The organism is Pseudomonas sp. J452 (assembly GCF_024666525.1).
In the GTDB taxonomy this organism is placed as follows: Bacteria; Pseudomonadota; Gammaproteobacteria; order Pseudomonadales; family Pseudomonadaceae; genus Aquipseudomonas.
The window spans coordinates 3,192,419-3,217,452 of the sequence record NZ_CP088294.1; the positions used below are offsets into that span (position 1 = coordinate 3,192,419).

Below are 25,034 nucleotides of genomic sequence, written 5' to 3' on the forward strand. Positions count from 1 at the left end.
GGTCGGCAGCTGGCGCAACCGCCGTTAGACTCGACCGCCTGGACAACAAGAGGTCGATCGATGTCTTCCCGCCGCCACGCCTTGCTGCTCACCTGTGTTATCGCCTGCAGTCCGCTCCCCGCACTGGCCGAGCAGGCACCGCTGGTGGAAGTGGTGCAACCCGAGCGGACGCTGGTGCGCGATGAGCTGATCACTTTCGGTTCGCTGCGCTCCGACGAGTCGACCGTGATCCGCCCCGAGCTGGGCGGGCGCCTGGCGGCCGTGCATTTCCGCGAGGGCGAGGCGGTCAAGGCCGGCGAGCTGCTGGTCAGCCTGGACGATGCCATCGCTCGTGCCGAGCTGGCCCAGGCCCAGGCCAATCTCGATCTGGCGGAAAAGAGCTTCCAGCGCACCCAGCTGCTGTTCAAGCGCGGCGCCAGCAACGCCCAGGCCCAGGACGAGGCGCAATCCCAGCAGCAGGCCGCCCGTGCCAGCCTGGCCCTGGCCCAGGCGCGTCTGGACAAGACGCAGATCCGCGCGCCCTATGACGGTGTGCTCGGCCTGCGCCAGGTCAGCGTCGGTGACTACCTGAGCGCCGGCCAGGACCTGGTCAACCTGGAGGTGCTCGACCCGCTCAAGGTGGATTTCCGCATCCCGCAGAAGGCGGTCAGCCAGGTGCGTCTCGGCCAGGCCATCGAGCTGAGCCTGGATGCCTACCCCGGCGAGCGCTTCAAGGGCACGATCACCGCCCTCAACCCGCGCCTGGACGAAGTGGGCCGCAGCCAGGCCATCCGCGCCCGGGTCGACAATCAGGACCAGCGCCTCAAGCCCGGCCAGTTCGTCAAGGTCTCGGTGATCCTCGCCGAGCGCCCGCAGGCCCTGCTGATTCCCGAGGAAGCGGTGATGCCCATGGGCCAGCTGCTGTTCGTCAACCTGGTGGTAGACGGCAAGGTCGAGCGCCGGCAGATCCGCATAGGCCAGCGCCTGCGCGGCAAGGCCGAGGTGGTGGAAGGCCTGCAGGGTGACGAGACGCTGATCAGCGCCGGCTGGCAGAAAGTCGCGCCGGGCCGCGAGGTACGCACGGTCAAGCGCGGGGAGGGCGTATGACCCTCTCGGATATCTGCATCCGCCGGCCGGTGTTCGCCACCGTGCTGTCACTGATCATCGTCCTGCTCGGCCTGATGGCCTACCAGCGCCTGGCCGTGCGCGAGTACCCGAACATCGACGTGCCGATCGTCACGGTCAACGTCATCTACCCCGGCGCCAGTCCGGAGATCATGGAATCCCAGGTCGCCCAGCCGATCGAGGATGTGCTGTCCGGCATCGAGGGCCTGGATTTCGTCAGCTCCATCAGCCGCTCGGAAAACACCCAGATCACCGCGCAGTTCCGCCTCGGCAGCAACTCCGACGAGGCCGCCAACGACGTGCGTGACCGCCTCGGCCGGGTGCGCAGCCTGCTGCCGGACGAGATCGACGAACCGCTGGTGCAGAAGGTCGAGGCCGACGCCCAGCCGGTGATCTGGCTGGCGTTCTACAGCGAGCGCTTCTCCGCCATGGAGATCACCGATGTGCTGGAGCGGGTGGTGCAGGACCGCCTGCAGAGCATTCCCGGCGTCTCCGAAGTGCAGATCCGTGGCGCGCGCACCTTCGCCATGCGCATCTGGCTCGACCCGGAGAAGCTGGCCGCCCACGACCTCACCGTGCAGGACGTGGAAGATGCCCTGCGCCGGCAGAACGTGGAGATTCCGGCCGGGCGCATCGAGTCGGTGCAGCGCGAGTTTTCCGTGCTCTCGGAAACCGACCTGAAAACCCCGGACGACTTCAACAAGATCATCCTCGACGATTCGCGCGGCTACCTGCTGCGCTTGTCCGATGTCGGCCATGCCGAAATCGGCGCCGCCGACGAGCGCACCGTGGTGCGTTTCAACGGCAAGCCGGCGGTGTCCATGGGCCTGGTCAAGCAGGCCACGGCCAACCCGCTGGAGATTTCCGATGGCCTCAACGAGGCCATGCCCGAGGTGCGCAAGCTGCTGCCAGAAGGCATGCAGATGGCGGTGGCCAACGACAACTCGCTGTTCATCCGCGAGTCGATCAGCAACGTCTACACCACCATCTGGGAAGCGGTGCTGCTGGTCATCCTGATCATCTTCCTGTTCCTCCGCTCGCTGCGCGCCACTCTGATTCCGCTGGTGACCATCCCGGTGTCGCTGATCGGTGCCTGCGCGCTGATGATGCTGATGGGTTTCACCCTCAATACCCTGACCCTGCTGGCCATGGTCCTGGCCATCGGCCTGGTGGTGGACGATGCCATCGTCGTGCTGGAGAACATCCACCGGCATATCGAGCAGGGCATGAAGCCGATGCAGGCAGCCTTCGTCGGCAGCCGCGAAATCGCCTTCGCGGTGATCGCCATGACCCTGACCCTGGCCGCCGTGTACGCGCCGATCGGCTTCATGCAGGGCACCTCCGGCAAGCTGTTCACCGAGTTTGCCTGGACCCTGGCCGGCGCCGTGCTGGTGTCCGGCTTCGTCGCCCTGACCCTGTCGCCGATGATGTGCGGCCACTTGCTCAAGGCCCATCAGCCGCAGCAGCAACACAGCCGCGTCTACAACCTGATCGAAGGCTTCTTGCATAACCTCACCTACAGCTACCGCCACGGCCTGGAACGGGTGCTGCGCGCCTGGTGGCTGGTGGTTGCGCTGCTGCTGGGCATCCTGTTGCTGTGCGCCTGGCTGTTCGGCAGCCTGCGCAGCGAGCTGGCGCCGACCGAAGACACCGGCACCATCGTCGGCTCGATCAACGGCCCGGACGGTGCCACGGTCGGCTACACCAGCCGCTACGCCAAGCAACTGGAAGCCGCCTACGACGCGGTGCCGGAAACTAACCGCTACATGGTCATCGTCGGCTTCCCCACGGTGGCCCAGGGCCTGTCGTTCATGAAGCTGGAGGACTGGGACAAACGTGAGCGCAGCCAGTTCGAGATCCGTGACGAACTGCTGCCCAAGCTGCAGGACATCCCCGGCGTGCGCGCTTTCCCGATCAACCGCCCGCCGCTGGGGCAGAGCGCGCGTAACCAGCCGGTCAACTTCGTCATTCGCTCCTCGCTGGAGTACGCCGAGCTGCAGCAGTACGTCGACCAGCTGCTGGCCGAAGTGCGCGGTTATCCGGGGCTGGAGAGCCTGGACACCGACCTCAAGCTGAACACCCCGCAGCTCAAAGTTACGGTCAACCGCGAGCAGGCGGTGGCGGTGGGCACCGACGTGGCCACCATCGGCCGCAGCATGGAGAGCCTGTTCGGCAGCCGCCAGGTAACGCGCTTCAAGCAGAACGGCGAGCAGTACGACGTGCTGGTGCAGCTGCAGGGTGTGGATCGCAGCAACCCCGAGGACCTCAACCGCGTCTACGTGCGCGGGCGCAATGACAACATGGTGCAGCTGTCCAACCTGATCGAAGTACGCGAGACCGTGGCGCCGCGCGAGCTCAACCACTTCAACCAGCTGCGCGCGGTGACGGTGACCGCCAACGTCGGCTCCGGCTACACCCTCGGCGAGGCACTCGATCACCTGGAAGAGAAGGCCCGGGCGATCTTCCCGCCCGAGACCCAGTTCGATTACACCGGCACCTCGCGCGACTTCAAGGACTCCAGCAGCGGCGTGGCGCTGATCTTCGTACTGGCGCTGGTGTTCATCTACTTGGTGCTGGCGGCGCAGTTCGAGAGCTTCCTTGATCCGCTGATCATCCTGCTCAGCGTGCCGCTGTCGATGGCCGGCGCCTTGCTGGCGCTCAAGCTGTTCGGCGGCACGTTGAACATCTACTCGCAGGTCGGCCTGGTGACCCTGATCGGCCTGATCACCAAACACGGCATCCTCATCGTCGAATTCGCCAACCACCTGCTGCGCGAGGGCAGGGCGCTACACGAGGCGGTGATGGAAGCAGCGGTGCAGCGCCTGCGGCCGATCCTGATGACCACCGGCGCCATGGTGCTCGGCTCGCTGCCGCTGGCCATCGCCACGGGCGCTGGCGCCGAGAGCCGCCAGCAGATCGGCATGGTCATCGTCGGCGGCCTGCTGGTGGGCACCTTCTTCACCCTGTTCGTGGTGCCGACGCTGTACAGCTTGCTGCGGCGCTGGAAGCCGCTTGAGGTGGGGCAGGGTGAGGTGGGGTTGGCTTAGGGTGTTTGCGGGCTGGGCGGTCGGTAGCTGCCGGCCATATAGCGGCTACTCTGCCCGGTATATAAATCTGTCCCCTCTTCCCGGCAGAATAGTCTACGAACAGCATTGATAAATTGAGCTCATGAGATTCTATCCAGATGGTCCCGCTATACCGGATATCCTCTTAGAACGCTGCGATGCTGGTCGCGTTGTGTTTTTGTGCGGTGCCGGAGTTTCGTTGCCATCTGGGATGCCGACTTTTGTCGGCCTCACCCAATACGTCATAGAGTTCTATGACCCGCCAGCCGACTCAGAAATCATGGCCGCATTTCGGCCGTGGCTGGACGGTCAATCTGCAGCGAATGTCCCTCTCGACCAAATCTTCAACCTACTTCACCTTGAATACGGCAAGGCTGAAGTTAACGCTCTGGTCACAGAGCGGCTGAGTGCTCCCTTAGAAACTAACGATTTTGGACGTGAGCACGACCTAATCAAGCGAATTTCTTCGAGCCAAAACGGCGTGCCGCAGATTGTCACGACGAACTTCGACCGATTGTTCGAGGCCGGGCAGGGTGGGGAACATTTGGTCCGGCACGTACCGCCTGCTTTTCCAGATCTGAATTTCGGATCGAAAATAGAGGGGATTACATATCTACACGGGCGGCTGGTGGAAGCCGCCTCTGAAAGTCATCCCTACGTTCTGAGCAGCGCGGACTTCGGACGCGCCTACCTTTCAGAAGGATGGGCCACTAACTTTATCAGGCATCTCCTCGAACGATATACCGTCGTTTTGGTGGGCTATCAGGCGGAAGACCCACCAATCAAATACCTGCTTCAAGGCCTCAACCATGACGGTCAGTATGATCGATCTAGGCTCTATGCCTTTGATCGTGGGCTTCCAGAGGAGATCGAAGCCAAGTGGCGAGACCGAGGCGTCACAGCCATAGCCTATTCCAATCATCCAGACTTATGGAGGAGCCTGGAGGCCTGGGCAGACCGGGCCGATGATCCTCGCAGATGGCGTACATCCATAATTGCTAAAAGCCAGCAGGACCCGAAGAATCTGGCGCCTTATGAGCGTGGCCAGATTGCACATGTCCTGCGCACAGTGCAGGGGGCGAGATTGCTCTCGGAGGCTGATCCAGCACCTCATCCGGAATGGGTGTGTGTAATGGATGCGAATGTCCGGTCAGCCAAACAGAGCCGCAGCTATGGCGACGATGCAGAAGTTTTCGACCCCAAGGCCGCATATGGACTTGATGACGATCTAATGGAGGTCTCTGAGGATGATCGAAGGCAGGGTGTCAGCAACGACGATCTCCTTGCCTGGCGTGATGAAGACGATAATCCGCATGATTTTCATCGGTTGGGTGGCCGACAGACGGAAGGCTTCGAGACGATCCCGAAAAGGCTCGGGCATCTCATAACTTGGGTCAGAAAGTCACTTGATAGCCCTGTGCTCGCGTGGTGGGCCATCCGGCAGAACGGGCTTCATCCACGATTGCTACATGAAATTGAATGGCAGATAGAAAATGGGAAGGATCTTCACAAGCGTGCTCGACACACTTGGCGTCTGATCCTTGAGCACCACCGAGACCCTCGTAATCGTCAGTTGTATGGCGACTGGTTCAGCCTGAAAAAGATGATAGCGGTAGAGGGTTGGGCCCCCGGTGTCCTTCGCGAATTCAGGCGAGTCGCTCTGCCCCGAGTCGATATCAGGCCACCATTTGGTTTAGCGCAATCCAAACCACCATCTGCAAATTGGGAGGAAGTTCGCTTTAGTGACCTTGGTCAGTTCGAGGTCAAGTTCCTTGACCGGCATAACGAGGGCCTGGAAGTCCCTGACGAGGTATTGCCGGCGGTAATCAGCATCCTGCAAGAACAGCTAACTATTGCCTGCGGTCTTCTTGCTGATCTCGAACCAGTTTACGTTCAGACTCCAACGTGCTACCCGGACCGCGAGGTTGTCGGTAGAGAACGCATCACCGAAGACGCAGAGGTCATGACTTGGTTCATCCAGCTCTTTGACCGAATGGCTGGACTTAGGCCAGATCTGGCGAATGCCTATTCAACGAGTTGGCCCGAAACTGATCGGTTTTTCTTCCGGAAACTAAAGCTTTACGCGTTCAACAAGGCAGAGATTTTCGAGGCCGACTATGTCGCCAGCGCGATCTTGTCCTTTGATCAAGAGACCTTTTGGTGTCGCGATGCGATCCGAGAACTTCTTTTCCTATTGGCGGATCGGTGGAGGGATTTCTCTCAGGAGAGCCGAGATAAACTCACCGACCGAATCCTCTCAGGCCCTGATCAGCTTTCCCATTGGACTGACGACGAACTCCATGAGCTGCGGGATAAGTTCGCCGCCCGATACGCAAGGTATCTCGAACTGCATGATTGTGAGCTGACGGAAGATCGCAGGAAGCGACTTGCCGAGATGATCAGAGGTATTCCTGAATGGGGCGACGATTGGGCGACCTCGACGGTGACTAAATGGGGCTCTCAAGGAGGCTGGGTTCGCACGGACGAAACGCCTGGCGAGCTTATGAACCTCCCTGTAAGCCAGGTCATAGCCACGGCGAAAGGAGATATTAAACGCGATTTAGGAAGCCTCACCGAGAGGCGCCCCTTTACTGGTTTAGTAAAAGCCAATCCGCGCAAAGCATTGTCTGCACTGACGATTGCAGGAAGGACTGGCGACTATCCAGAGGCGTTCTGGTCGTCGATGATCAGTGAACTTCCTGCCGACATTACACCCAGGCTGAGACGGGTGTTCCTGAATCGAGTAGTGCGACTTCCACATGCGCTAATCGCCAAACTGCGCCATACCTTAGGCCGATGGCTCGAACAGAATTTGGTCGCGGTCCTTGAATTTGATGATGCTCTCGGTTGGGCGATCTACGATCACATCGTCGATGGCATCCTGAGTGGAGGGGCAGATGCGGCGAAGAGCGGGCTTGGCGAAGTCCGCCAAGGTGGACAAGTTATTCAACGGTCCCGACGTACACTCGATCACGCAATCAACGGCCCCGTTGGCATGTGTGCTGAGGTACTTTTTCATGCAGTGCCTGGAAAGACGCAGGAGGCCGGGTCGCTCATCCCAGAGCACATCAAGTTTCGTATCGAGCGCCTCTTTGCGGCGCCAGGTGAGGGTGCAGATCATGCCGTGTCGATAGTGAGCAGAAAGCTGAACTGGCTCATGTTCGTTGATCCTGTCTGGACTGAGGAGTGTCTTATTCCAATGTTGGAATTTGATCATCCAGCTTCGGAGCCTGCGTGGAACGGGTTTCTTCATAGTGAGCGGGTGCCATGGCAGCCACTGGCCGCAATCATCAAACCGTTGCTGCTTGGACTCTTTCCGTGGGTCGAGAGGTTTTCTTGGAATCAGGACTTCTCAAACGTAGCCGCCCAATGGCTGGGCTTCATGCGGGTGTTTCATTCAAATGAGCAGGGCGGTCTCTCACGAGTTGAAATGCGTTCGGTTTTACGAGCGATGTCTGATGAAACTCGTAATCGGTTCATTTTCTGGCTGGGTCTAGTTGGAAAGGAAAACGAGAGTGGCTGGGCCAAACACGTCATCCCCTTAATCGATGAGGACTGGCCGAGAGAGCGCCGATACAGAACCTCGGCATCGGTGAGGGCGTGGATCGGCTTGCTGGATGACACGGGTGATAGTTTCCCGGTCGTATACGAGGCGGTGAAGAGGTTCGTGGTCCCGGTGGAGGCAAATGATCATCCGTTCTACCGGTTCACCCGAGAGATCCATGATGGAAAGCCGATTACCGTTATGTTCCCCGAAACGACGCTGGACTTAATGAACAGAGCTACACCTCATGCCCTTACTCGCCTGCCATATCAGTTAGCGAAGGTGCTAGCACTGATTGCGGAAACCGAACCGCATCTGACATCAGATCCACGTTATTTACGTCTTATAGATCTTGTTGAGCGAAGCTAGATTTTGGGCTTTATGACCGGCACACCCAGTGAATCATCTAAGACGCTCTAGATACTCAATGGCCGCTCTCTGCCCCCTTGCCCCGACCGCTTGGGGTCGTTTTGAAGTCAAGAGACGATACGTTCAGGCTGTGCTACCGGCGCATGCGCGCACTTACTATCGAAAGCGCACCACGCATCAGCCCTTCAGCGCCTCGTTTGCTTGAGCAAGCAGTTCGCTGATCCACCCGACCTGCTGCGTTAGTGCTTGCACTTGCTCCTCGGGCACGGCCTGCCGCGCTTGGGCGAAGTGGGTGAGGGTGCGCTGCTTCAGGCGCAACAGGCGTTGCCACTTGGCCAGAAATGCCGAGCTGCGTTGCTGTAATTGCAGTGGGCCGAAGTACAGCTCCTGGGCGCTATACAGCACCGGCCCGTTGCGTTCGGCGACGATGATTTCGTAGTTGAAGCGGTTTTCCCGCAGCACTTCCTCGCCGAGGATGCGGTAGCCATTGTCCATCAGCCATTGGCGCAGGGGTTGCTCGCCGCCGTTGGGCTGCAGGATCAGGCGCTCCTCGCCGCTCAGGCGTGCCTGGTCGCGGTCGAGGATGTCGCGGATCGTCTCGCCGCCCATACCGCAGAGGCTGATCGCGGTGATGCCGTCTGCTGGTTCGATCGCGGCCAGGCCATTGGCCAGGCGTACGCTGATGCGCTGGCTCAGGCCATTCTCGCGCACGCTGCGTTGCGCCGCGTGAAACGGCGTCACCGCCACCTCGCCGGCCACCGCCGCCGCGATCACGCCACGCTTCATCAAGGCTACGAGCAGGTAGCCGTGATCCGAGCCGATATCGGCCAACCGCGCACCGGCCGGCACATGCGCGGCCACGCGTTCCAGGCGTTCGGACAATCTCTGTTCGTTCAACTGCTGCCTCTTTTCACCACGGTCGTCCGGCACGTTGGGCCGGAACGGCGGGCGATTTTGTCGAGCAACTGCGTGCCTGGCAAATCCCGGCGACCAGCGCCATGGCGCGGCCTGCGCTGATGGCTCCTGGGCGGCCCACAGCGCTCCCGCTAATTCTGGCCGTCACCTGCCGTTGGTCACACCGGTTTGCCGGCACGGCAGGAGGGACTATGCCTAAAGGACGCATCGTCTGCAGGGAGGCTCCGTCATGACCGCGCGCTTGCTGGTTCCATTGTTTCTGCTGTTCTCCTTTCTTTCCGGTTGCACTCTGGATCGCTCGGTTATCGCCGCCATGCCGGGCGGCAGCCTGATTGCCACACCCGCTCTGGCCTGTGCCGGCGATACCGTGACCATTGCCTGGGATACCCAGCGTCCACGCAGCCCGAGCTTCTGCGCTATCGCCAACGGCAATACCCCGGCGCTACAGAGCTGTCGCATCAGTGCCGACTGCACGGCTGGGGCGATATGCCTGGATGGCTTCTGCAATGGTTGTGCGGCCATCAGCGACTCGGCGCGCCGTATGAGCGAGTGCGCGGCGCCAAGCAACTTGGGCTGCGAGCCCAACCTCAATGCCCGCATCCAGATCACCCCCGAGCCCGAGCCGCCACTGGCCGATGCCAGCGATATCGTCCAGCACCGTGGCGAGCGCACTTTCGTGATCCGCGAGACCAGCAATATCGCCTTGCGTAGTGAAGTGATCGATGTCGAGGGCCAGCGTGCCGGGGTCGCCAGCGCCATCGGGCGCATCGATCTGGATACGCGGGCCGAGGTGATCCCCATCGATCTCCGGCGCATCGCCGCCAATGCCTACGAATGCCTGGGTGGCACCCGCACCTGGGGCGGCACGCGCCTGGAGGAGCTGTTCACCCGGGCTTCGCCCAATATGCATCTGCTCAGCATCCACAACCCCAATGGCTTCGCCGTGGTCGGCAATCTCAATGGCAACCCGTTGCGCCTGGCGGCCCGTGAGACTGTCAGCCTGAACCTGCCTTTGGTTGGGCCGATCCAGGCGCAGCCTGATCCCGACTTCCTGCGTACCCTGCCGCCGGTGCAGTGCACCGCCAGCCATGTCAGTGGCAGCTTGCCCAGCGCGCCGCTGCGGCTAACGGCGGGTTGTGTGTTGCCTTAACCGGCTAGGTTGGGAACTCCAGGATAAAGCGCGTCCAGCCCTCGGCCGACTCGCAGCGGATGGCCCCGCCGTGGGCGCGGACGATGGAGCGGGTGATGGCCAGACCAAGGCCGGCGTGTTCGGCATTGCCTTCGCGGCGGGCCGGGTCGGCGCGGTAGAAGCGGTCGAACAGGCGCTCGCGCAATGCGGCGGGAATCTCCGGGCCCTGGTTGGCCACTTCGATGCGTACGGTGGCGCCCGAGCTTGCAGTGTTCAGGTGCAGCTCGCCGCCGCTGGGGGTGAAGCGCAGGGCGTTGGCGATCAGGTTGCTCAGGGCGCGGCGCAGCAGGCCGCGGTCGGCGCTGAGCGCGGCCTGGCCGGTGACCCGCAGGGTGACTCCGGCATCCTCGGCCAGCGGGGTGAAGTACTCGGCCAGGGCGGCCAGCTCGACGCCCAGTTCCAGGCTTTCCCGCTGGGTCTGCAACAGGCCGTGCTCGGCCTTGGCCAGCAGCAGCATGTCGCCGACCATCTGCGCCAGGTGTTGCAGCTCCTCCAGGTTGGAGTGCAGCGCTTCCTGGTAGTCCTCCAGCGGGCGGGGCTGGCTGAGGATCACCTGGGTCTGGGTCAGCAGGTTGGACAGCGGCGTGCGCAGCTCGTGGGCGATATCGGCGGAGAACGCGGAGAGGCGGGCGAAGGCATCTTCCAGGCGCGCCAGCATGGCGTTGAAGGCCTGCGCCAGTTCGCCCAGTTCGGCGGGCAGGCCCTGGGTCGGCAGGCGGGTGGTCAGCGAGCTGGCGCCAACCTGCTGCGCCACTGCGGTCATGTTGCGCAGCGGGCGCAGGCCACGCCGCGCCACCCAGGCGCCGAGCAGGGCGGTGGCCAGGGCCGAGAGGCCGACGCAGAGCCAGATCAGCCGCTGCATCTGCTGCAGGAAATGCTGGTGGTGGGTGATATCCAGCAGCAGGCTCAGGCGCAGGCCGTTGGACAAAGGCTTTTCCATCACCCGGTAGTCGGTATCGCCGTTGCGCCAGCGTCGCAGCGCCTGCATGGAAATCGATAGTTTCTCGAGTTGCGGCAGGCTGCTGAACCACACCTGGCCGTCGCGGGTTTCGACGCGCAGGGCCAGTTCCGGGTGGCGTTGCAGTTCCTGCAGCACGGCGGGGCGGCGGCTGGCCAGGGCGCCGGGGGTGTCGGCGCCCTGCAGGATGTCGGCGAACACGGCCAGTTTGCCTTGCAGCAGTTGCCGGTCCAGGTCGATGAAGTGCCGGGCGCTGGCCTGGCTGAACAGGCTGCCGGCGATCAGCGCCACCGCCGCGGCGCAGGCGGCGAACAGCAGGGCCAGGCGATTGGCGAGCGACATCAGCGGCGCGCCTCCAGCACATAGCCCATGCCGCGCACGGTGTGGATCAGCGGCTGGGCGAAGCCGTCGTCGACCTTGGCGCGCAGGCGGCGGATGGCCACTTCGATGACATTGGTGTCGCTGTCGAAGTTCATGTCCCACACCTGCGAGGCGATCAGCGACTTGGGCAGCACTTCGCCCTGGCGGCGCAGCAGCAGTTCGAGCAGGGCGAATTCCTTGGCGGTCAGTTCGATGCGCTGGCCGGCGCGTTCGGCGCGGCGGCGCAGCAGGTCGAGGGACAGGTCGGCCAGTTGCAGCTGGGTGTCCTGCGCCACGCCGTTGCTGCGCCGTAGCAGGGTGCGCACGCGGGCCAGCAGTTCGGTGAAGGCGAAGGGCTTGACCAGGTAATCGTCGGCGCCGGCTTCCAGGCCACGCACGCGGTCCTCGACTGCGTCCCTGGCAGTAAGGAACAGCACCGGGGTTTCCAGGCCGGCGCCGCGCACGCTACGGAGGATCTGCCAGCCGTCGCGGCCGGGCAGCATCACGTCGAGAATCAGCAGGTCATGCTCGCCGGACAGCGCCAGCAATTCGCCGCTGCTGCCGTCGGTGGCCAGTTCGACACTGAAACCGGCCTCGGCGAGGCCCTGGCGCAGGTACTGGCCGGTCTTGGGTTCGTCTTCGACTATCAGCAGTTTCATTCGGGGCTCGCAGCTTGGGGCTCGTGCGGGGTGGATGCCGGCTTTATACGCCAGGCGAGGGCGGCAATGGGCAAAGCTGACAAAGTTGTAATCTTCGCGTCAGCTTAGCGCCAGTTGCCAGCGCCTAGAGTGGGGCATCGTCCATCCATGGAGCCTCACTCATGTCCGCTCGTATTCTTCTGCCGCTGCTCTTCGCCATCAGCCTGCCGGCCTTGGCCGACCAGGGGCATTTCGCGTTCGGCAAGCCGGCGAAAGCGGCCGAAGCCGACCGCACCGTCACCATCACTCTGGGCGATATGTACTACGAGCCGGCCAGCGTGCAGATCAAGGCTGGCGAGACCGTGCGCTTCGTGCTGAAGAACGACGGCGCGTTGCTGCACGAGTTCAGCCTGGGCGATGCGGCGATGCATGCCGAGCACCAGAAGCACATGCTGATGATGCAGCAGATGGGCATGCTCACCCCGACCGGCATGCAGCACGATATGAGCAAGATGGACCATAGCCAGCACGACATGAGCGGCATGGACCACGGCAAGATGGCCCATGACGACCCCAATACGGTGATGCTCGAACCGGGGCAGAGCGCCGAGCTGACTTGGACCTTCAGCCAGAGCACCGGCCTGGAGTTCGCCTGCAATATCCCCGGCCACTACCAGGCGGGCATGGTCGGTAATGTCGAGGTGCAGCCGTGAAGCGTCTGCTACTCGCCGCCGGTCTGCTGGGCCTGAGCCTGGCCGCCCAGGCCGGTCGCTACGAACTGGTGATCGACGAGGGCCAGGTGCGCTTCAGTGACGGCGTGCGTCCGGCGCTGACCGTCAACGGCCAGAGCCCGGCACCGGAACTGCGTTTCCAGGAAGGCGAGGCGGTGGAAATCGCCGTCACCAACAAACTGGATCGCATGACCGCGCTGCACTGGCACGGCATCCTGCTGCCCTATACCCAGGACGGCGTGCCGGGCATCAGCTTCCCCGGCATCCAGCCGGGTGAGACCTTCACCTACCGCTTTACGGTCAACCAGTCCGGCACTTACTGGTACCACGCCCATGCCGACTTCCAGGAACAGGAGGGCATCTACGGGCCGCTGATCATCGAGCCCAAGGGCCGTGAGCCGTACCGCTACGACCGCGAGTACACGGTGCTGCTGTTCGACTGGCAGGACGAGAAGCCGGAGCGCACCCTGGCCAACCTGAAGAGGCAGGCCGACTACTACAACGACCAGCAGCCGACCCTCGGCGACCTGCTGCGCGACGCCAAACGCGACGGCTGGAGCGCGGCGCTCAAGGATCGCTGGGACTGGGGCAACATGCGCATGGCCAAGACCGACATCGCCGATGTCAGCGGCTTCCGCTTCCTGGTCAATGGCCGCGATGCCGAGCAGAACTGGACCGCGCTGTTCAAGCCGGGCGAGCGGGTGCGCCTGCGCATCATCAACGGCTCGGGCATGAGCTACTTCGACCTGCGCATCCCCGGCCTGGCGATGACCGTGGTGCAGGCCGACGGCAACGATGTGCAGCCGGTGACTGTCGACCAGCTGCGCATCGCCGTGGCGGAGACCTACGACGTGATCGTCCAGCCCAAGGAGGGCAAGGCCTATACCCTGTTCGCCGAATCCATGGACCGCCGTGGCTATGCCCGCGCCACCCTGGCTCCACGGGTCGGCATGCAGGCCGAGGTGCCCGAGTTGCGTGCCCCGCGCCTGCTGAGCATGGCCGACATGGGCATGGCTCACGCCGGGATGGATCATGGCTCGATGGGCGGTGACGAGATGGCTGGCATGGACCATTCGGCCATGGCAGGAATGGATCACTCCCAGATGGCGGGGATGGATCACTCGCAGATGACCGGCATGGACCATGGCGCGATGAATCATGCGGCCATGGCCCAGGCCAACAACCCGGACTACGCCGCGGGCAGTGGCATTGCCCCCGAGCCGGTGGATGGCGGGCGCGTGCTGGTCTATGGCGACCTCAAGGCCATGCGCCCGGTCGACGGCTACCGGGCGCCGGACCGCACCGTCGAGCTGCAGCTGACCGGCAACATGGAACGCTACTTCTGGTCGTTCAACGGGGTGAAGTACTCCGAGGCCGAGCCGATCCGCCTGAAGTACGGCGAGCGCGTGCGCTTTCGCTTCGTCAACCAGACCATGATGAACCACCCCATGCACCTGCACGGCATGTGGATGCAGCTGGACAAGGGCAACGGCCAGTTCAACCCGCTCAAGCACGTGGTCAACGTGGCGCCGGGGCAGACCCTGGAAGTGGACGTGCCGGCCGATGCCATGGGCGAGTGGGCCTTCCATTGCCACCTGATCTACCACATGGGCAGCGGCATGTTCCGCAAGGTCGTGGTCGAGGCGGCAGACGGCAGTACCCAGCCGTTCTACAGCGAGCAACCGGCGGCCAAGGAGAGCGAACATGCGCATCATTAATCTGCTGCCGGCCCTGCTGCTGGCCACCCCGGCGCTGGCCATGGAACCGCACATGGACGCCATGCCGGTAGCCAAGCTGGCCGTGGATCACCTGGAACAGCGCTTCGATGGCGACGACCAGGCGCTGGCCTGGGAGCTGGAGGCCACCTACGGCAACGACCTGCACAAGGCAGTACTGAAAAGCAGCGGCGAGCGTGCCGACGGCGGGCCGACCGAGTCCAGCGAGACCCAGTTGCTGTATCGGCGCATGGCCAGCGAGTTCTTCGACTGGCAGGCCGGCGTGCGTCATGACGACCAGCCGGGGCCGGCGCGCAGCTATGCCGTGCTTGGGGTGAAAGGCCTGGCGCCGCAGTGGATCGAGCTGGACGCCAACCTGTTCGTCAGCGAGCGCGGCGACCCGTCGCTGCGCGTCGAGGCCGAGTACGAGCTGCTGCTGACCCAGCGCTGGGTGCTGGAGCCCAAGCTGGAATACGACCTGGCGCTGGCCGACGATCGCGACCTGGGCGTTGGCGCCGGTGGCAGCACCCTAGAGGCCGGGCTGCGCCTGAATTACCGGGTCAGCCCGCAATTCTCGCCCTATGTTGGCTATGTCTGGGAGAAGACCTACGGCCGCAGTGGCGACTGGCTGCGCGACGAAGGCGAGCATGACGAGGAGGGCGCCTGGGTGCTGGGGCTGAAGTTCTGGTTGTGAATCACCCTCTCCCACTTGTGGGAGAGGGGTCGGGGGAGAGGGCGGTGGGCAATTCACCCTCTCCCCAGCCCTCTCCCGTGAACGGGAGAGGGGGCGGCCAGCCTGTAGCCCGGATGCAATCCGGGGACGAAATGGCCGGATTCCCGGATTGCATCCGGGCTACGGGGGCTGCGCGCCAAGCGCGAGCATGCCGATGGGTGGGCTTGGGTGCTGGGGTTGAAGTTCTGGTGTGAGTCACCCCTCTCCCGCTTGTGGGAGAGGGGGCGGGGGAGAGGGCTGTGGGCAACTCAGCCTCTCCCCAGCCTGTAGCCCGGATGCAATCCCGGGCGGAGTGGCCTGCTTCCCGGATTGCATCCGGGCTACGGGTGACGAGAGGGCTTCGGGCATGGGGTACAATGCCCGCCGTTTTCCGCTTCCAGGCCCTCGCCATGCAACATCCCGCCGAACACTCGCCGCTGGGCAAGTCCAGCGAATACCTGTCCAGCTACAGCCCCGAGCTGCTGTTCCCGATTCCGCGCGCCACCAAGTGGGCCGAATTGGGGCTGACGGCCAGCACCTTGCCTTACCAAGGCGTGGACTACTGGAACTGCTACGAGCTGTCCTGGCTGCTGCCTTCCGGCAAGCCGGTGGTGGCCATCGGCGAGTTCGCCATCCCGGCCGACTCGCCGAATATCATCGAGTCCAAGTCGTTCAAGCTCTACCTCAACTCGCTGAACCAGAGCACCTATGCCAGCCAGGCCGAGGTCGAGCAGGTGCTGGCACGCGACCTGTCGGCCTGCGCCGGGGCGCCGGTGGCGGTGCGGGTGCGCAGCCTGGATGCGGTGGCCGCCGAGGGCGTGGCCGTGCTGCCGGGACGCTGCGTCGACGAGCTGGAAATTGCGGTCAGCGACTACGCCCATCCGCGTCCCGAGCTGCTGCGCTGCGCGGCGGGCGAGATCGTCGAGGAAACCCTCTACAGCCACCTGCTCAAATCCAACTGCCCGGTCACCGGCCAGCCCGACTGGGGCACCCTGGTGGTCGAGTACCGCGGCCCGCGCCTGGACGCCGCCAGCCTGCTGGCCTACGTGGTGAGCTTCCGCCAGCACCAGGACTTCCACGAGCAGTGCGTGGAGCGGGTGTTCCTCGACCTGCAGCGCCTGCTGCAGCCGCAGCGGTTGACCGTATATGCACGCTACGTGCGCCGCGGCGGGCTGGATATCAACCCGTACCGCAGCACGGCGCCGATCAGCCCGGACAATCGGCGGTTGGTACGTCAGTAAGTAAAAGCCGCTGTTCACTAAAGGAAAACGCCGCTTTCCTCCTCCTGGAAAGCGGCGTTTTTCCTTGCGGTAAATGCAGCGGCCAGGCAACGGGAGAATGACTTTCTGGCAACACGGACAGTCCCCTCTCCCACTTGTGAGGGTTAGGGAGAGGGGAGCAAAGCGCTTAGGGTTGTAGCCCGGATGCAATCCGGGGAGGGTGCTCAGATCCCCATATTGGCCAGGCTCTGCAGGATATTGCGCAGGGTGCCGGCCAGGGTCGGGTGCTGACTTTCGAAGCGCTCCACGGCCAGGTTGACCCCATCGACCAGGCTGGCATCCGGCGCGCTGGCCAGCTCCTTGGCCAGTTTCAGGTCGATCTCCTGCATCAGTTCGAGCAGGGCGGCGCGGTCGTTCACGTCCAGCGGAATATCGGTGGCGAGCTCGTCGCGCAGTTGCTGGAGATGTTGCTGCAGGCGTTCGGGCATGGTTTCTCTCCTTCAAGACAGCAAAGTGGACCCTCACTCGACGGCAAAGGTTCGTCCTTTTGCTTGAAGGTTAATCCAGCTCGCGCGCTCTTGCCTGATCGGGATCAATTGCGCTCAGGGTTTTTCGCCTTTGTGCCGGCGCATGGCCAGATCCTGCAGGCAGGCCGGCACTTCACTCGGGTGGTCGATCACCGAGTGCGCGCCGAGGCGATAGAGCTGCAGGGTCGCCTCGACCCGCAGCTTCTCGCGCTCACTGCTCGACAAGGCCTGCCAGTCGCCCAGGGCCAGGCCGCACAGCGAGCCACAGGTGGCCAGGGCGATGCACCACAGTCCGGCATTGAGTCCGGCCTGCAACAGGCGCGGTTCGCTGGCGATCAGCACGCAGCCGTGCAGTTTATCGACCTGCAACCCGCTGAGGGCCAGCCAGATGCTGTCCGGTGCCGGCCAGGGGCGGGCTTGGCCGCGCTGCCCGGCTGCGAGCCAGGCAGGCAGTGCGGAGGCCAGGCGGGCGCTGGCGGCCGGCGGTAACTCGTCGAGCCAGGCAGCTGGCAGCTGCTGTTGTTGTACTTGAGCAAGCAGTTCGCTGACGCCCGGTAGGCATTCCGCATGCTCGGCGGCGCTGGCCAGCAAGGCGGCGTCCTCCAGCGGGCCGGCTGTGTGGGCGAGGGCAACCGGCAAGGTGCGGGCGCCGAAGTCCACCAGGCAGCCGGAGAGGCCGAACAGCAGGGCATTGAAAGCGGGGGCAGCGTTGGGGCTGGACATGACGTGGATTCCCGAGATTCACGGGGCAGGCTAATCCACGCCGATGACGTTTCAGTGACGCCGAGGTTTCAGCCTCTCAGGCGCCCATCACGCTACGCAGGCTGTCAGGCACCGGCACCGAGGCGTTGCTGGCATGGTCGATCCAGACCAGCTTGCAATGGCCTTCGCCGTAGCAGTTGTGCGGATCTTCGCGGGTGCTCAGGCGATGCTCGACCACCAGGCTGCTGCGCCCGACCGCGCCGGCGTACAGTTCGATCACCACGGTAGCCGGATGCACCACCGGCTTGAGGTAGGTGTGCAGGGTCTGCAGGACGACTGGCCCCTGCGGTGCGTGGTCGATGGCAATGCCGGCGAGGGCGAACCACTCCACCCGCGCTTCCTGCACATATTCGAGATAGACGGTGTTGTTGACGTGGCCGTAGTTGTCCATATCGCCCCAGCGAACCGGGATATGGGCGGTGTGCAGAAGGCGTTTTTCCGTCATGCGTTCGTCCGCTATGCTGCTGCCTTAAGAGGCCGGGCTGTTTATACTGCGCGACCTGATGGGCTGGCCGTGGGCCGCCACACTACTGTTGCCATGGAGAGACTGCAAATGCGTATGGCTGCTGCAAGCTGGATCGAACGTCTGGGTCGTTTGTGTGCCTGTGCCACCCTGGTGCTGGTTCCGGCACTGGCGCAGGCCTCTGAAGACGATCCGTGGGAATCCTTCAATCGTCCGATGTTCAGTTTCAATGACACTCTCGATACCTACGCGCTGAAGCCGTTGGCGCAGGGTTATCAGACCGTGACCCCGCAATTTCTCGAGGATGGTGTGCACAACGTCTTCGGCAATATCGGCGATGTCGGCAACCTGGCCAACAACCTGCTGCAGGGCAAGGTGCATGATGCGGGCGTGGATACCGGCCGCCTGATCTTCAACACCACCTTCGGCGTGCTGGGCTTCTTCGACGTGGCCACCAAGATGGGCCTGCAGCGCAGCGACGAAGACTTCGGCCAGACCCTGGGTGCCTGGGGCCTGAACAGTGGCCCGTACCTGGTGCTGCCGTTCATGGGGCCGAGCAGCGTGCGGGATGCCGGGGCGAAGATTCCGGACAGCTACCTGGGCATGTACCCCTACATCGACCATGTACCGACCCGCAACGTCACCCGTGGGGTGAATGTGATCGACAGCCGTGCCAGCCTGCTCGAGGCCGAGAAGATGGTCAGTGGTGACAAGTACATCTTCATTCGTAACGCCTACCTGCAGAATCGCGAATTCCGCGTGCAGGATGGCGAAGTGGTCGACGATTTTTGATCGGCGGCAGATAAACGAAAAAGGCGGCCTAGGCCGCCTTTTTCATGTCCAGATGTAACTCAGGTCATCGACAGGATGGCCAGTCCGATGGATTGGCGCCCATCGCCCAGGTCGATGATGCGCATTACTTCGCTTTCGGCATTGAGTCCCTGCAGCTCGTTGTGGTCGGAGGCGATATGCACCTTGACCTTCTGGCCCATGGTCACGCTGCATTCTGCTTCCAGTTGCATGCCGGTGCTCGACAGGTCGAGGCACAGGGCGGGTATGGCGCGGCCATCAATGTGCAAAGTGACTGGGGCTTCCAGTCGCATGCGGATGAAGTCACGTTTCTCGCTGTAGGCACGATCGCTTTGGCTCATGGACCCTGTCCTCTTGTTTTATTGGGTACTCCCGCGGGTCGTTATAACCCCCGCGGATTTGAGGTGTAAAGTCGCCTGGCGACAATCGGCAGCGGCTTGAATCGACTGCAGGATGGGAGTACCGTCTGCGCCGTGAAATGATCGTGTGCGGAAGCCTCCGAACACCAATCGTCAACTCCCTCTCCGGCGTCGTTTGCCTGGATACTGCATGCACAATCCCAGCGCCAAGCTGCTGATTATCGATGATGACGAGGTGGTTCGTGCCAGCCTCGCCGCCTACCTTGAAGACAGCGGTTTCACTGTCCTGCAGGCTGCCAATGGCTTGCAGGGGCTGGAAGTCTTCGAGCTGCAGCGCCCCGATGTGGTCATCTGCGATCTGCGCATGCCGCAGGTCGATGGTCTGGAGCTGATCCGCCGGATCAACGTGCTCAATACCGAAGTGCCGGTGATCGTGGTCTCCGGTGCCGGGGTGATGAGCGATGCCGTCGAGGCCCTGCGCCTGGGCGCCGCCGACTACCTGATCAAGCCCCTGGAAGACCTCGCCGTCCTCGAGCACTCGGTGCGCCGCGCACTCGACCGTACCCACCTGCGTCTGGAAAACCAGCGCTACCGCGAGAAGCTGGAAACCGCCAACCGCGAGCTGCAAGCCAGCCTGCACCTGCTGCAGGAAGACCAGAACGCCGGGCGCCAGGTGCAGATGAACATGCTGCCGCTGACCCCTTGGCGGGTCGACGGGCTGGAGTTCGCCCACCAGATCATTCCGTCGCTGTACCTGTCCGGCGACTTCGTCGACTACTTCCGGGTCGATGAACGGCGCATAGCCTTCTATTTGGCCGACGTATCCGGCCACGGCGCTTCCTCGGCCTTCGTCACCGTGCTGTTGAAGTTCATGACCACTCGTCTGTTGTACGAGTCGCGCCGCGGTGGTTTGCTGCCCGAATTCAAGCCTTCCGATGTGCTCGGCCATATCAATCGGGGTCTGATCAACTGCAAGTTGGGCAAGCACGTGACCATGCTCGGCGGGGTGATCGATGAGCAGAGCGGCAAGCTGACCTACAGCATTGGCGGGCACCTGCCGCTGCCGGTGTTGTTCAGCGAAGGTCACGCCCACTACCTGGAAGGCCGCGGCCTGCCGGTAGGTTTGTTCAATGAGGCGGTCTACACCGACCTGCAAATGGACCTGCCCAAGTCCTTCAGCCTGACCCTGCTGTCCGACGGCATTCTGGATCTTTTGCCCGGCGATACACTCAAAGAGAAGGAAGCCATATTGCCGCAGCTGATAAGCTCGGCCGGCGGTACGCTCGATGGCCTGCGTCAGGTCCTTGGGCTGGCCAATCTGGGCGAGATGCCCGATGATATCGCCTTGCTGGTGTTGAGCAGGAACCTTGCATGAATCCTGGGAATAGCCCCGGTAGAATCCAGTTTGCCGAGCAGGACGGTACCTTCGTTCTGAAGTTCATCGGTGAAGTGCGCCTGACCTTGTGCTCGGCGCTGGACTCCACAATCGAAAAAATCTTCACGGCGCTGAATTTTTCGGCGATCGTCATCGATCTGACGGAAACCCGTAGCATCGATAGCACCACGCTTGGCCTGCTGGCCAAGCTCTCGATCCTATCGCGGCAGAAGATCGGCCTCTTGCCGACCGTGGTCACCACCCACGCGGACATCACCCGGCTGCTGCAGTCGATGGGCTTCGATCAGGTGTTCAATATCGTCAACCAGCCGATCCCTTGCCCGGAGTGCCTGGATGACCTGCCGTCGCAGGATCATTCGGAAGCAGTGGTCAAGGCCAAGGTGCTGGAAGCGCACCGCATCCTCATGGGCCTCAACGACTCCAATCGCGAGGCGTTCCATGATCTGGTGAGCGCGCTGGAACGCAGCTAGCAGGCAGTTGAAAAACTACCTGCGTTGCCATCGCTGCGTTAAAAACACGCTAAAAATGCTCATTTACAGCTCGTAAACTGCGCTTCTTCGCCGTTTTGACCAGCCGGAGGCTGTTACTAACGTTGCGCCTTGCGCTGGCTACCTCGCCTACGTTTTTCAACAGCCTGCTAGGCCGGCCAGGAATAAAAAAGGGCGATACCCGCCAAGGTATCGCCCTTTTTCTTTGCCCGGGAATCAGGCCCGCGCGGCGAGCAGCGCCTCGAGTTTTTCCTGGTCACGGGCGAACAGGCGAATGCCCTCGGCCAGTTTCTCGGTGGCCATGGCGTCTTCGTTGAGGGCCCAGCGGAAGCTGCTCTCGTCCAGGCTCTGGCGGGCTTCACCGCTGCCGGCATTGAGCAGACGCGGCAGCTCGCCCTGGTCATCGCTCAGTTGCTGCAGCAGGTCCGGGCTGATGGTCAGACGGTCGCAGCCGGCCAGCTGTTCGATCTGGCCGAGGTTGCGGAAGCTGGCGCCCATCACCACGGTTTTATAGCCGTTGGCCTTGTAGTACTGGTAGATGCGCGCCACCGACTGCACGCCCGGATCTTCGGCGCCGACGAAGTCGCGGCCCTCGGCCTTCTTGTACCAGTCGTAGATGCGCCCGACGAAGGGCGAGATGAGGAATACCCCGGCCTCGGCGCAGGCCACCGCCTGGGCGAAGGAGAACAGCAGGGTCAGGTTGCATTGGATGCCGGCCTTTTCCAGCTGCTCGGCGGCGCGGATGCCTTCCCAGGTGGAGGCAATCTTGATCAGCACGCGCTCGCGGCCGATGCCGGCCTGGTCATACAGGCCGATGATGCGCTCGGCGCGGCGCAGGGTGGCCTGGGTGTCGAAGGACAGGCGCGCGTCCACCTCGGTGGAGATGCGCCCGGGAATCACCTTGAGGATTTCCTGGCCGACGGCCACGCCGAAGCGATCGCAGGCCAGGCCCAGATCGCCTTGGCAGCCCGCTACAGCCTCATCCAGCAGGTGGGCGTAGCGCGGCAGCGCGGCGGCCTTGAGCAACAGGGACGGGTTGGTGGTGGCGTCCACCGGCTTGAGCCGGCTGATCGCGTCGAGGTCGCCGGTGTCGGCGACCACGGTGGTGTACAGCTTGAGTTGATCCAGCTTGGAAGTCATGACGAAACCCTGTCGTTACAAGTGGCATGACCTTACCCGAGCGGCGAGTGCCGCTCAACGGTCTGGCTTGCAGGTTTCAGCGACCGGCGAGCAGTTCGCCGGCCTGATCGAGCAGGGCCAGTGGGTCCTTGACCTTGTGCACGTCCACCGAAAGCAGCTGGCGGAAGCGTCGTGCGCCGGGGAAACCCTGGGCCAGGCCCAGCACATGGCGGGTGATGTGGTGCATCACGCCGCCGCCGGCAATGTGCTGCTCGATATACGGACGCATGCGCGCCAGCGCCTCGGCGCGGCTGATCACTGGGCCTGGCTGGCCGAACAGCAACTGGTCGACCTGAGCCAGCAGGTAGGGGTTGTGATAGGCCTCGCGGCCAAGCATCACGCCGTCGAAAGTCTGCAGATGCTGCTGGCATTCCTCCAGGGTCTTGATCCCGCCGTTGAGGATGATCTCCAGCGCCGGGAAGTCCTGCTTGAGCTGCGCGGCGACCTCGTAGCGCAGCGGCGGCACTTCGCGGTTTTCCTTGGGTGACAGGCCTTCGAGAATGGCGATGCGCGCGTGCACGGTGAAGCTGGTGCAGCCGGCATCACGCACCGTGCCGACGAAGTCGCACAGCTCGGCATAGCTGTCGCGGCCGTTGATGCCGATCCGGTGCTTGATCGTGACCGGGATGGACACCGCGTCCTGCATGGCCTTGACGCAGTCGGCCACCAGCTGCGGATGGCCCATCAGGCAGGCGCCGATCATATTGTTCTGCACCCGGTCGCTGGGGCAGCCGACGTTCAGGTTGACCTCGTCGTAGCCATGCTGCTCGGCCAGCTTGGCGCAGGCCGCCAGCTCCGTCGGGTTGCTGCCGCCCAGCTGTAGGGCCAGCGGGTGCTCGCAGTTGTTGTAACGCAAAAAGCGCTCGGCCTCGCCATGCAGCAGGGCGCCGGTGGTGACCATCTCGGTGTACAGCAGGGCTTGGCTGGACAGCTGGCGCAGGAAGAAGCGGCAGTGACGGTCAGTCCAATCCATCATCGGCGCAACGGAGAAGCGGCGGGAGGGCTCGGCGCGTTGCGACACCGACGAGGTGGGGCTGTTGGGCATAACGGAACCAGAGAAAATGCGAATAAAGGCTGCAGCTGCACGCCTGGAGCGAGCGCTGTGCATGCTCTAGTTTACCCCAGCCATCTATTGGTGGTTGCGATTGGCGTGGTTGGCTGGTCCTGGCCACTCCTGCGAGGTCATACGCTGGCAATGAAAAACGGCGCCAACAGGCGCCGTTTTCGTTGCGTCCGATCAGATGCCGAACTTGTCACGCAGGGTGTAGTACCAGGCGCCGATGGCGCTGAATGGCACCTGGAACAGGCGACCACCCGGGAACGGGTAGTGCGGCAGGTCGGCGAAGGCGTCGAAGCGCTCGGCCTGGCCGCGCAGGGCCTCGGCCAGCACCTTGCCGGCCAGGTGGGTGTAGGTCACGCCGTGACCGCTGCAACCCTGCGAGTAATAGATGTTGTCGCCGATCCGGCCGACCTGCGGCAGGCGCGACAGGGTCAGCAGGAAGTTGCCGGTCCAGGCGTAGTCGATCTTCACGTCTTTGAGCTGCGGGAAGGCCTTGAGCATCTTCGGACGGATGATCGCCTCGATGTTCGCCGGATCGCGGGCACCGTAGACCACGCCGCCGCCGAAGATCAGGCGCTTGTCGCTGGTCAGGCGGTAGTAGTCGAGCAGGTAGTTGCAGTCTTCGACACAGTAGTCCTGCGGCAGCAGGCTCTTGGCCACGTCAGCGGCCAGCGGTTCGGTGGTGATGACCTGAGTGCCGCATGGCATCGACTTGGCCGACAGCTCCGGCAGCAGGTTGCCCAGATAGGCGTTGCCGGCAACCACCACGAACTTGGCTTTGACGCGGCCGTTCGGGGTGTGCACCACCGGGTTGGCGCCACGCTCGACGCGGATGGCTGGCGATTGTTCATGGATTACGCCGCCCAGCGACTCGACCGCAGCCGCTTCACCGAGGGCCAGGTTGAGCGGGTGGATATGGCCGCCACTCATGTCGAGCATGCCGCCCACGTAGCTGTCGCTGGCGACCACTTCGCGGATGCGCTTGGCGTCCATCAGTTCCAGCTGGGTGTGGCCGTAGCGCTCCCACAGTTTCTTCTGCGACTCCAGGTGCTTCATGTGCTTGGGCGTGTTGGCAGCGAACACGCCACCGTCCTTCAGGTCGCACTGGATGTTGTACTTGGCGATGCGCTCACGAATGATGCGGCCGCCTTCGAAAGCCATTTGCCCGAGCAGCTGTGCTTGCTTGGGGCCGACAGTGCGTTCGATCACGTCGATATCGCGGCTGTAGCTGTTGACGATCTGCCCGCCGTTACGCCCGGACGCGCCGAAGCCGACCTTGGCCGCTTCCAGTACGGTCACCTTGAAGCCGTTCTCCAGCAGGAACAGCGCAGTCGACAGACCGGTGTAGCCAGCGCCGATGATGCACACATCGGTTTCCGTCTCGCCTTGCAGTTCTGGGCGTGCAGGAACCGGATTGGCGGAGGCGGCGTAGTAGGACTGGGGGTAGGGGGTGTGCGTCATATTGGAACC

The 25,034-nt window shown here is 63.2% G+C and carries 21 protein-coding genes; 11 read left to right on the top strand and 10 right to left on the bottom strand.

Translation table 11 applies throughout. The features are described from left to right. The first annotated feature begins 60 nt into the window (after positions 1-60). The 3 genes from LRS11_RS14485 to LRS11_RS14495 all read left to right on the top strand — a co-directional run bounded on the left by LRS11_RS14485 (position 61) and on the right by LRS11_RS14495 (position 8,082). On the top strand, positions 61-1,086 hold the full coding sequence (locus tag LRS11_RS14485) for an efflux RND transporter periplasmic adaptor subunit (protein ID WP_260493641.1): 1,026 nt from the start codon (positions 61-63) through the stop codon (positions 1,084-1,086). Then, positions 1,083-4,151: an efflux RND transporter permease subunit gene (locus LRS11_RS14490; RefSeq protein WP_260493642.1), complete on the top strand. Its 3,069-nt coding sequence runs from the start codon at positions 1,083-1,085 to the stop codon at positions 4,149-4,151. The genes LRS11_RS14485 and LRS11_RS14490 overlap by 4 nt, the downstream gene beginning before the upstream one ends. Positions 4,152-4,272: 121 nt before the next feature. After that, complete coding sequence (locus LRS11_RS14495; protein ID WP_260493643.1) at positions 4,273-8,082, top strand: SIR2 family protein; 3,810 nt, start codon at positions 4,273-4,275, stop codon at positions 8,080-8,082. Between the two features lie 177 nt (positions 8,083-8,259). Here LRS11_RS14495 and LRS11_RS14500 read toward each other — a convergent pair whose 3' ends face one another. Next, complete coding sequence (locus LRS11_RS14500) at positions 8,260-8,979, bottom strand: tRNA (adenine(22)-N(1))-methyltransferase (protein ID WP_312026973.1); 720 nt, start codon at positions 8,977-8,979, stop codon at positions 8,260-8,262. A 247-nt stretch (positions 8,980-9,226) separates the two neighbouring features. Between LRS11_RS14500 and LRS11_RS14505 the strand changes: the two genes are divergently transcribed. Then, the gene (locus LRS11_RS14505) at positions 9,227-10,147 is read left to right on the top strand and encodes a hypothetical protein (RefSeq protein WP_260493645.1); all 921 of its coding nucleotides are present in this window, start codon (positions 9,227-9,229) and stop codon (positions 10,145-10,147) included. A 4-nt stretch (positions 10,148-10,151) separates the two neighbouring features. On the opposite strand, the gene LRS11_RS14510 is transcribed toward LRS11_RS14505, so the two are convergent. Together LRS11_RS14510 and LRS11_RS14515 are read right to left on the bottom strand one after the other, a co-directional pair. Continuing rightward, positions 10,152-11,486, bottom strand: a complete 1,335-nt coding sequence (locus LRS11_RS14510; RefSeq protein ID WP_260493646.1) for a heavy metal sensor histidine kinase — start codon at positions 11,484-11,486, stop codon at positions 10,152-10,154. After that, complete coding sequence (locus LRS11_RS14515) at positions 11,486-12,163, bottom strand: heavy metal response regulator transcription factor (protein WP_173207250.1); 678 nt, start codon at positions 12,161-12,163, stop codon at positions 11,486-11,488. The genes LRS11_RS14510 and LRS11_RS14515 overlap by 1 nt, the downstream gene beginning before the upstream one ends. Positions 12,164-12,324: 161 nt before the next feature. On the opposite strand from LRS11_RS14515, the gene LRS11_RS14520 reads away from it, so the two are divergent. From LRS11_RS14520 to queF, 4 genes are all read left to right on the top strand, one after another. Beyond that, positions 12,325-12,855 carry a cupredoxin family protein gene (locus LRS11_RS14520; protein WP_260493647.1) on the top strand — a complete coding sequence of 177 codons (531 nt, stop codon included), beginning with the start codon at positions 12,325-12,327 and terminating at the stop codon, positions 12,853-12,855. Next, complete coding sequence (locus LRS11_RS14525; protein WP_260493648.1) at positions 12,852-14,591, top strand: copper resistance system multicopper oxidase; 1,740 nt, start codon at positions 12,852-12,854, stop codon at positions 14,589-14,591. The genes LRS11_RS14520 and LRS11_RS14525 overlap by 4 nt, the downstream gene beginning before the upstream one ends. After that, positions 14,578-15,282, top strand: a complete 705-nt coding sequence (locus LRS11_RS14530) for a copper resistance protein B (RefSeq protein ID WP_260493649.1) — start codon at positions 14,578-14,580, stop codon at positions 15,280-15,282. The genes LRS11_RS14525 and LRS11_RS14530 overlap by 14 nt, the downstream gene beginning before the upstream one ends. A 428-nt stretch (positions 15,283-15,710) precedes the next feature. Continuing rightward, positions 15,711-16,541 carry an NADPH-dependent 7-cyano-7-deazaguanine reductase QueF gene (gene queF, locus LRS11_RS14535; protein WP_260496928.1) on the top strand — a complete coding sequence of 277 codons (831 nt, stop codon included), beginning with the start codon at positions 15,711-15,713 and terminating at the stop codon, positions 16,539-16,541. 203 nt (positions 16,542-16,744) lie between these two features. Here the strand turns inward: queF and LRS11_RS14540 are convergent, their stop codons facing one another. The 3 genes from LRS11_RS14540 to LRS11_RS14550 all read right to left on the bottom strand — a co-directional run bounded on the left by LRS11_RS14540 (position 16,745) and on the right by LRS11_RS14550 (position 18,254). Next, positions 16,745-17,008 (bottom strand): DUF4404 family protein, encoded by a 264-nt coding sequence (locus tag LRS11_RS14540; RefSeq protein WP_182834950.1) that lies wholly within the window; start codon positions 17,006-17,008, stop codon positions 16,745-16,747. Positions 17,009-17,122: 114 nt separating this feature from the next. Further along, positions 17,123-17,770, bottom strand: coding sequence for an HAD family phosphatase (locus tag LRS11_RS14545; RefSeq protein WP_260493650.1), 648 nt, complete (start codon positions 17,768-17,770; stop codon positions 17,123-17,125). Positions 17,771-17,846: 76 nt separating this feature from the next. After that, on the bottom strand, positions 17,847-18,254 hold the full coding sequence (locus LRS11_RS14550) for a thioesterase family protein (RefSeq protein ID WP_260493651.1): 408 nt from the start codon (positions 18,252-18,254) through the stop codon (positions 17,847-17,849). A 108-nt stretch (positions 18,255-18,362) separates the two neighbouring features. Here LRS11_RS14550 and LRS11_RS14555 point away from each other — a divergent pair, with 108 nt between their 5' ends. Further along, a complete protein-coding gene (locus LRS11_RS14555; protein WP_260493652.1) occupies positions 18,363-19,064 on the top strand; it encodes a VacJ family lipoprotein in 702 nt (233 codons plus the stop codon). Between the two features lie 59 nt (positions 19,065-19,123). On the opposite strand, the gene LRS11_RS14560 is transcribed toward LRS11_RS14555, so the two are convergent. Beyond that, the gene (locus LRS11_RS14560) at positions 19,124-19,423 is read right to left on the bottom strand and encodes a PilZ domain-containing protein (protein WP_260493653.1); all 300 of its coding nucleotides are present in this window, start codon (positions 19,421-19,423) and stop codon (positions 19,124-19,126) included. A gap of 208 nt (positions 19,424-19,631) precedes the next feature. On the opposite strand from LRS11_RS14560, the gene rssB reads away from it, so the two are divergent. Both rssB and rssC read left to right on the top strand, forming a co-directional pair. Further along, positions 19,632-20,816: a two-component system response regulator RssB gene (gene rssB / locus LRS11_RS14565; RefSeq protein ID WP_260493654.1), complete on the top strand. Its 1,185-nt coding sequence runs from the start codon at positions 19,632-19,634 to the stop codon at positions 20,814-20,816. Next, entirely contained in the window at positions 20,813-21,307 is a 495-nt protein-coding gene (gene rssC, locus LRS11_RS14570; RefSeq protein WP_182834956.1) for an anti-sigma factor antagonist RssC, read from the top strand. Before rssB ends, rssC begins: the two co-directional genes overlap by 4 nt. 234 nt (positions 21,308-21,541) lie before the next feature. Here the strand turns inward: rssC and tal are convergent, their stop codons facing one another. From tal to LRS11_RS14585, 3 genes are all read right to left on the bottom strand, one after another. Next, a complete protein-coding gene (gene tal, locus LRS11_RS14575; RefSeq protein ID WP_260493655.1) occupies positions 21,542-22,465 on the bottom strand; it encodes a transaldolase in 924 nt (307 codons plus the stop codon). Positions 22,466-22,541: 76 nt separating this feature from the next. After that, complete coding sequence (dusA, locus tag LRS11_RS14580; protein ID WP_260493656.1) at positions 22,542-23,549, bottom strand: tRNA dihydrouridine(20/20a) synthase DusA; 1,008 nt, start codon at positions 23,547-23,549, stop codon at positions 22,542-22,544. A 192-nt stretch (positions 23,550-23,741) separates the two neighbouring features. Continuing rightward, positions 23,742-25,025, bottom strand: a complete 1,284-nt coding sequence (locus tag LRS11_RS14585; protein WP_260493657.1) for an FAD-binding oxidoreductase — start codon at positions 25,023-25,025, stop codon at positions 23,742-23,744. Between the last annotated feature and the right edge of the window lie 9 nt (positions 25,026-25,034).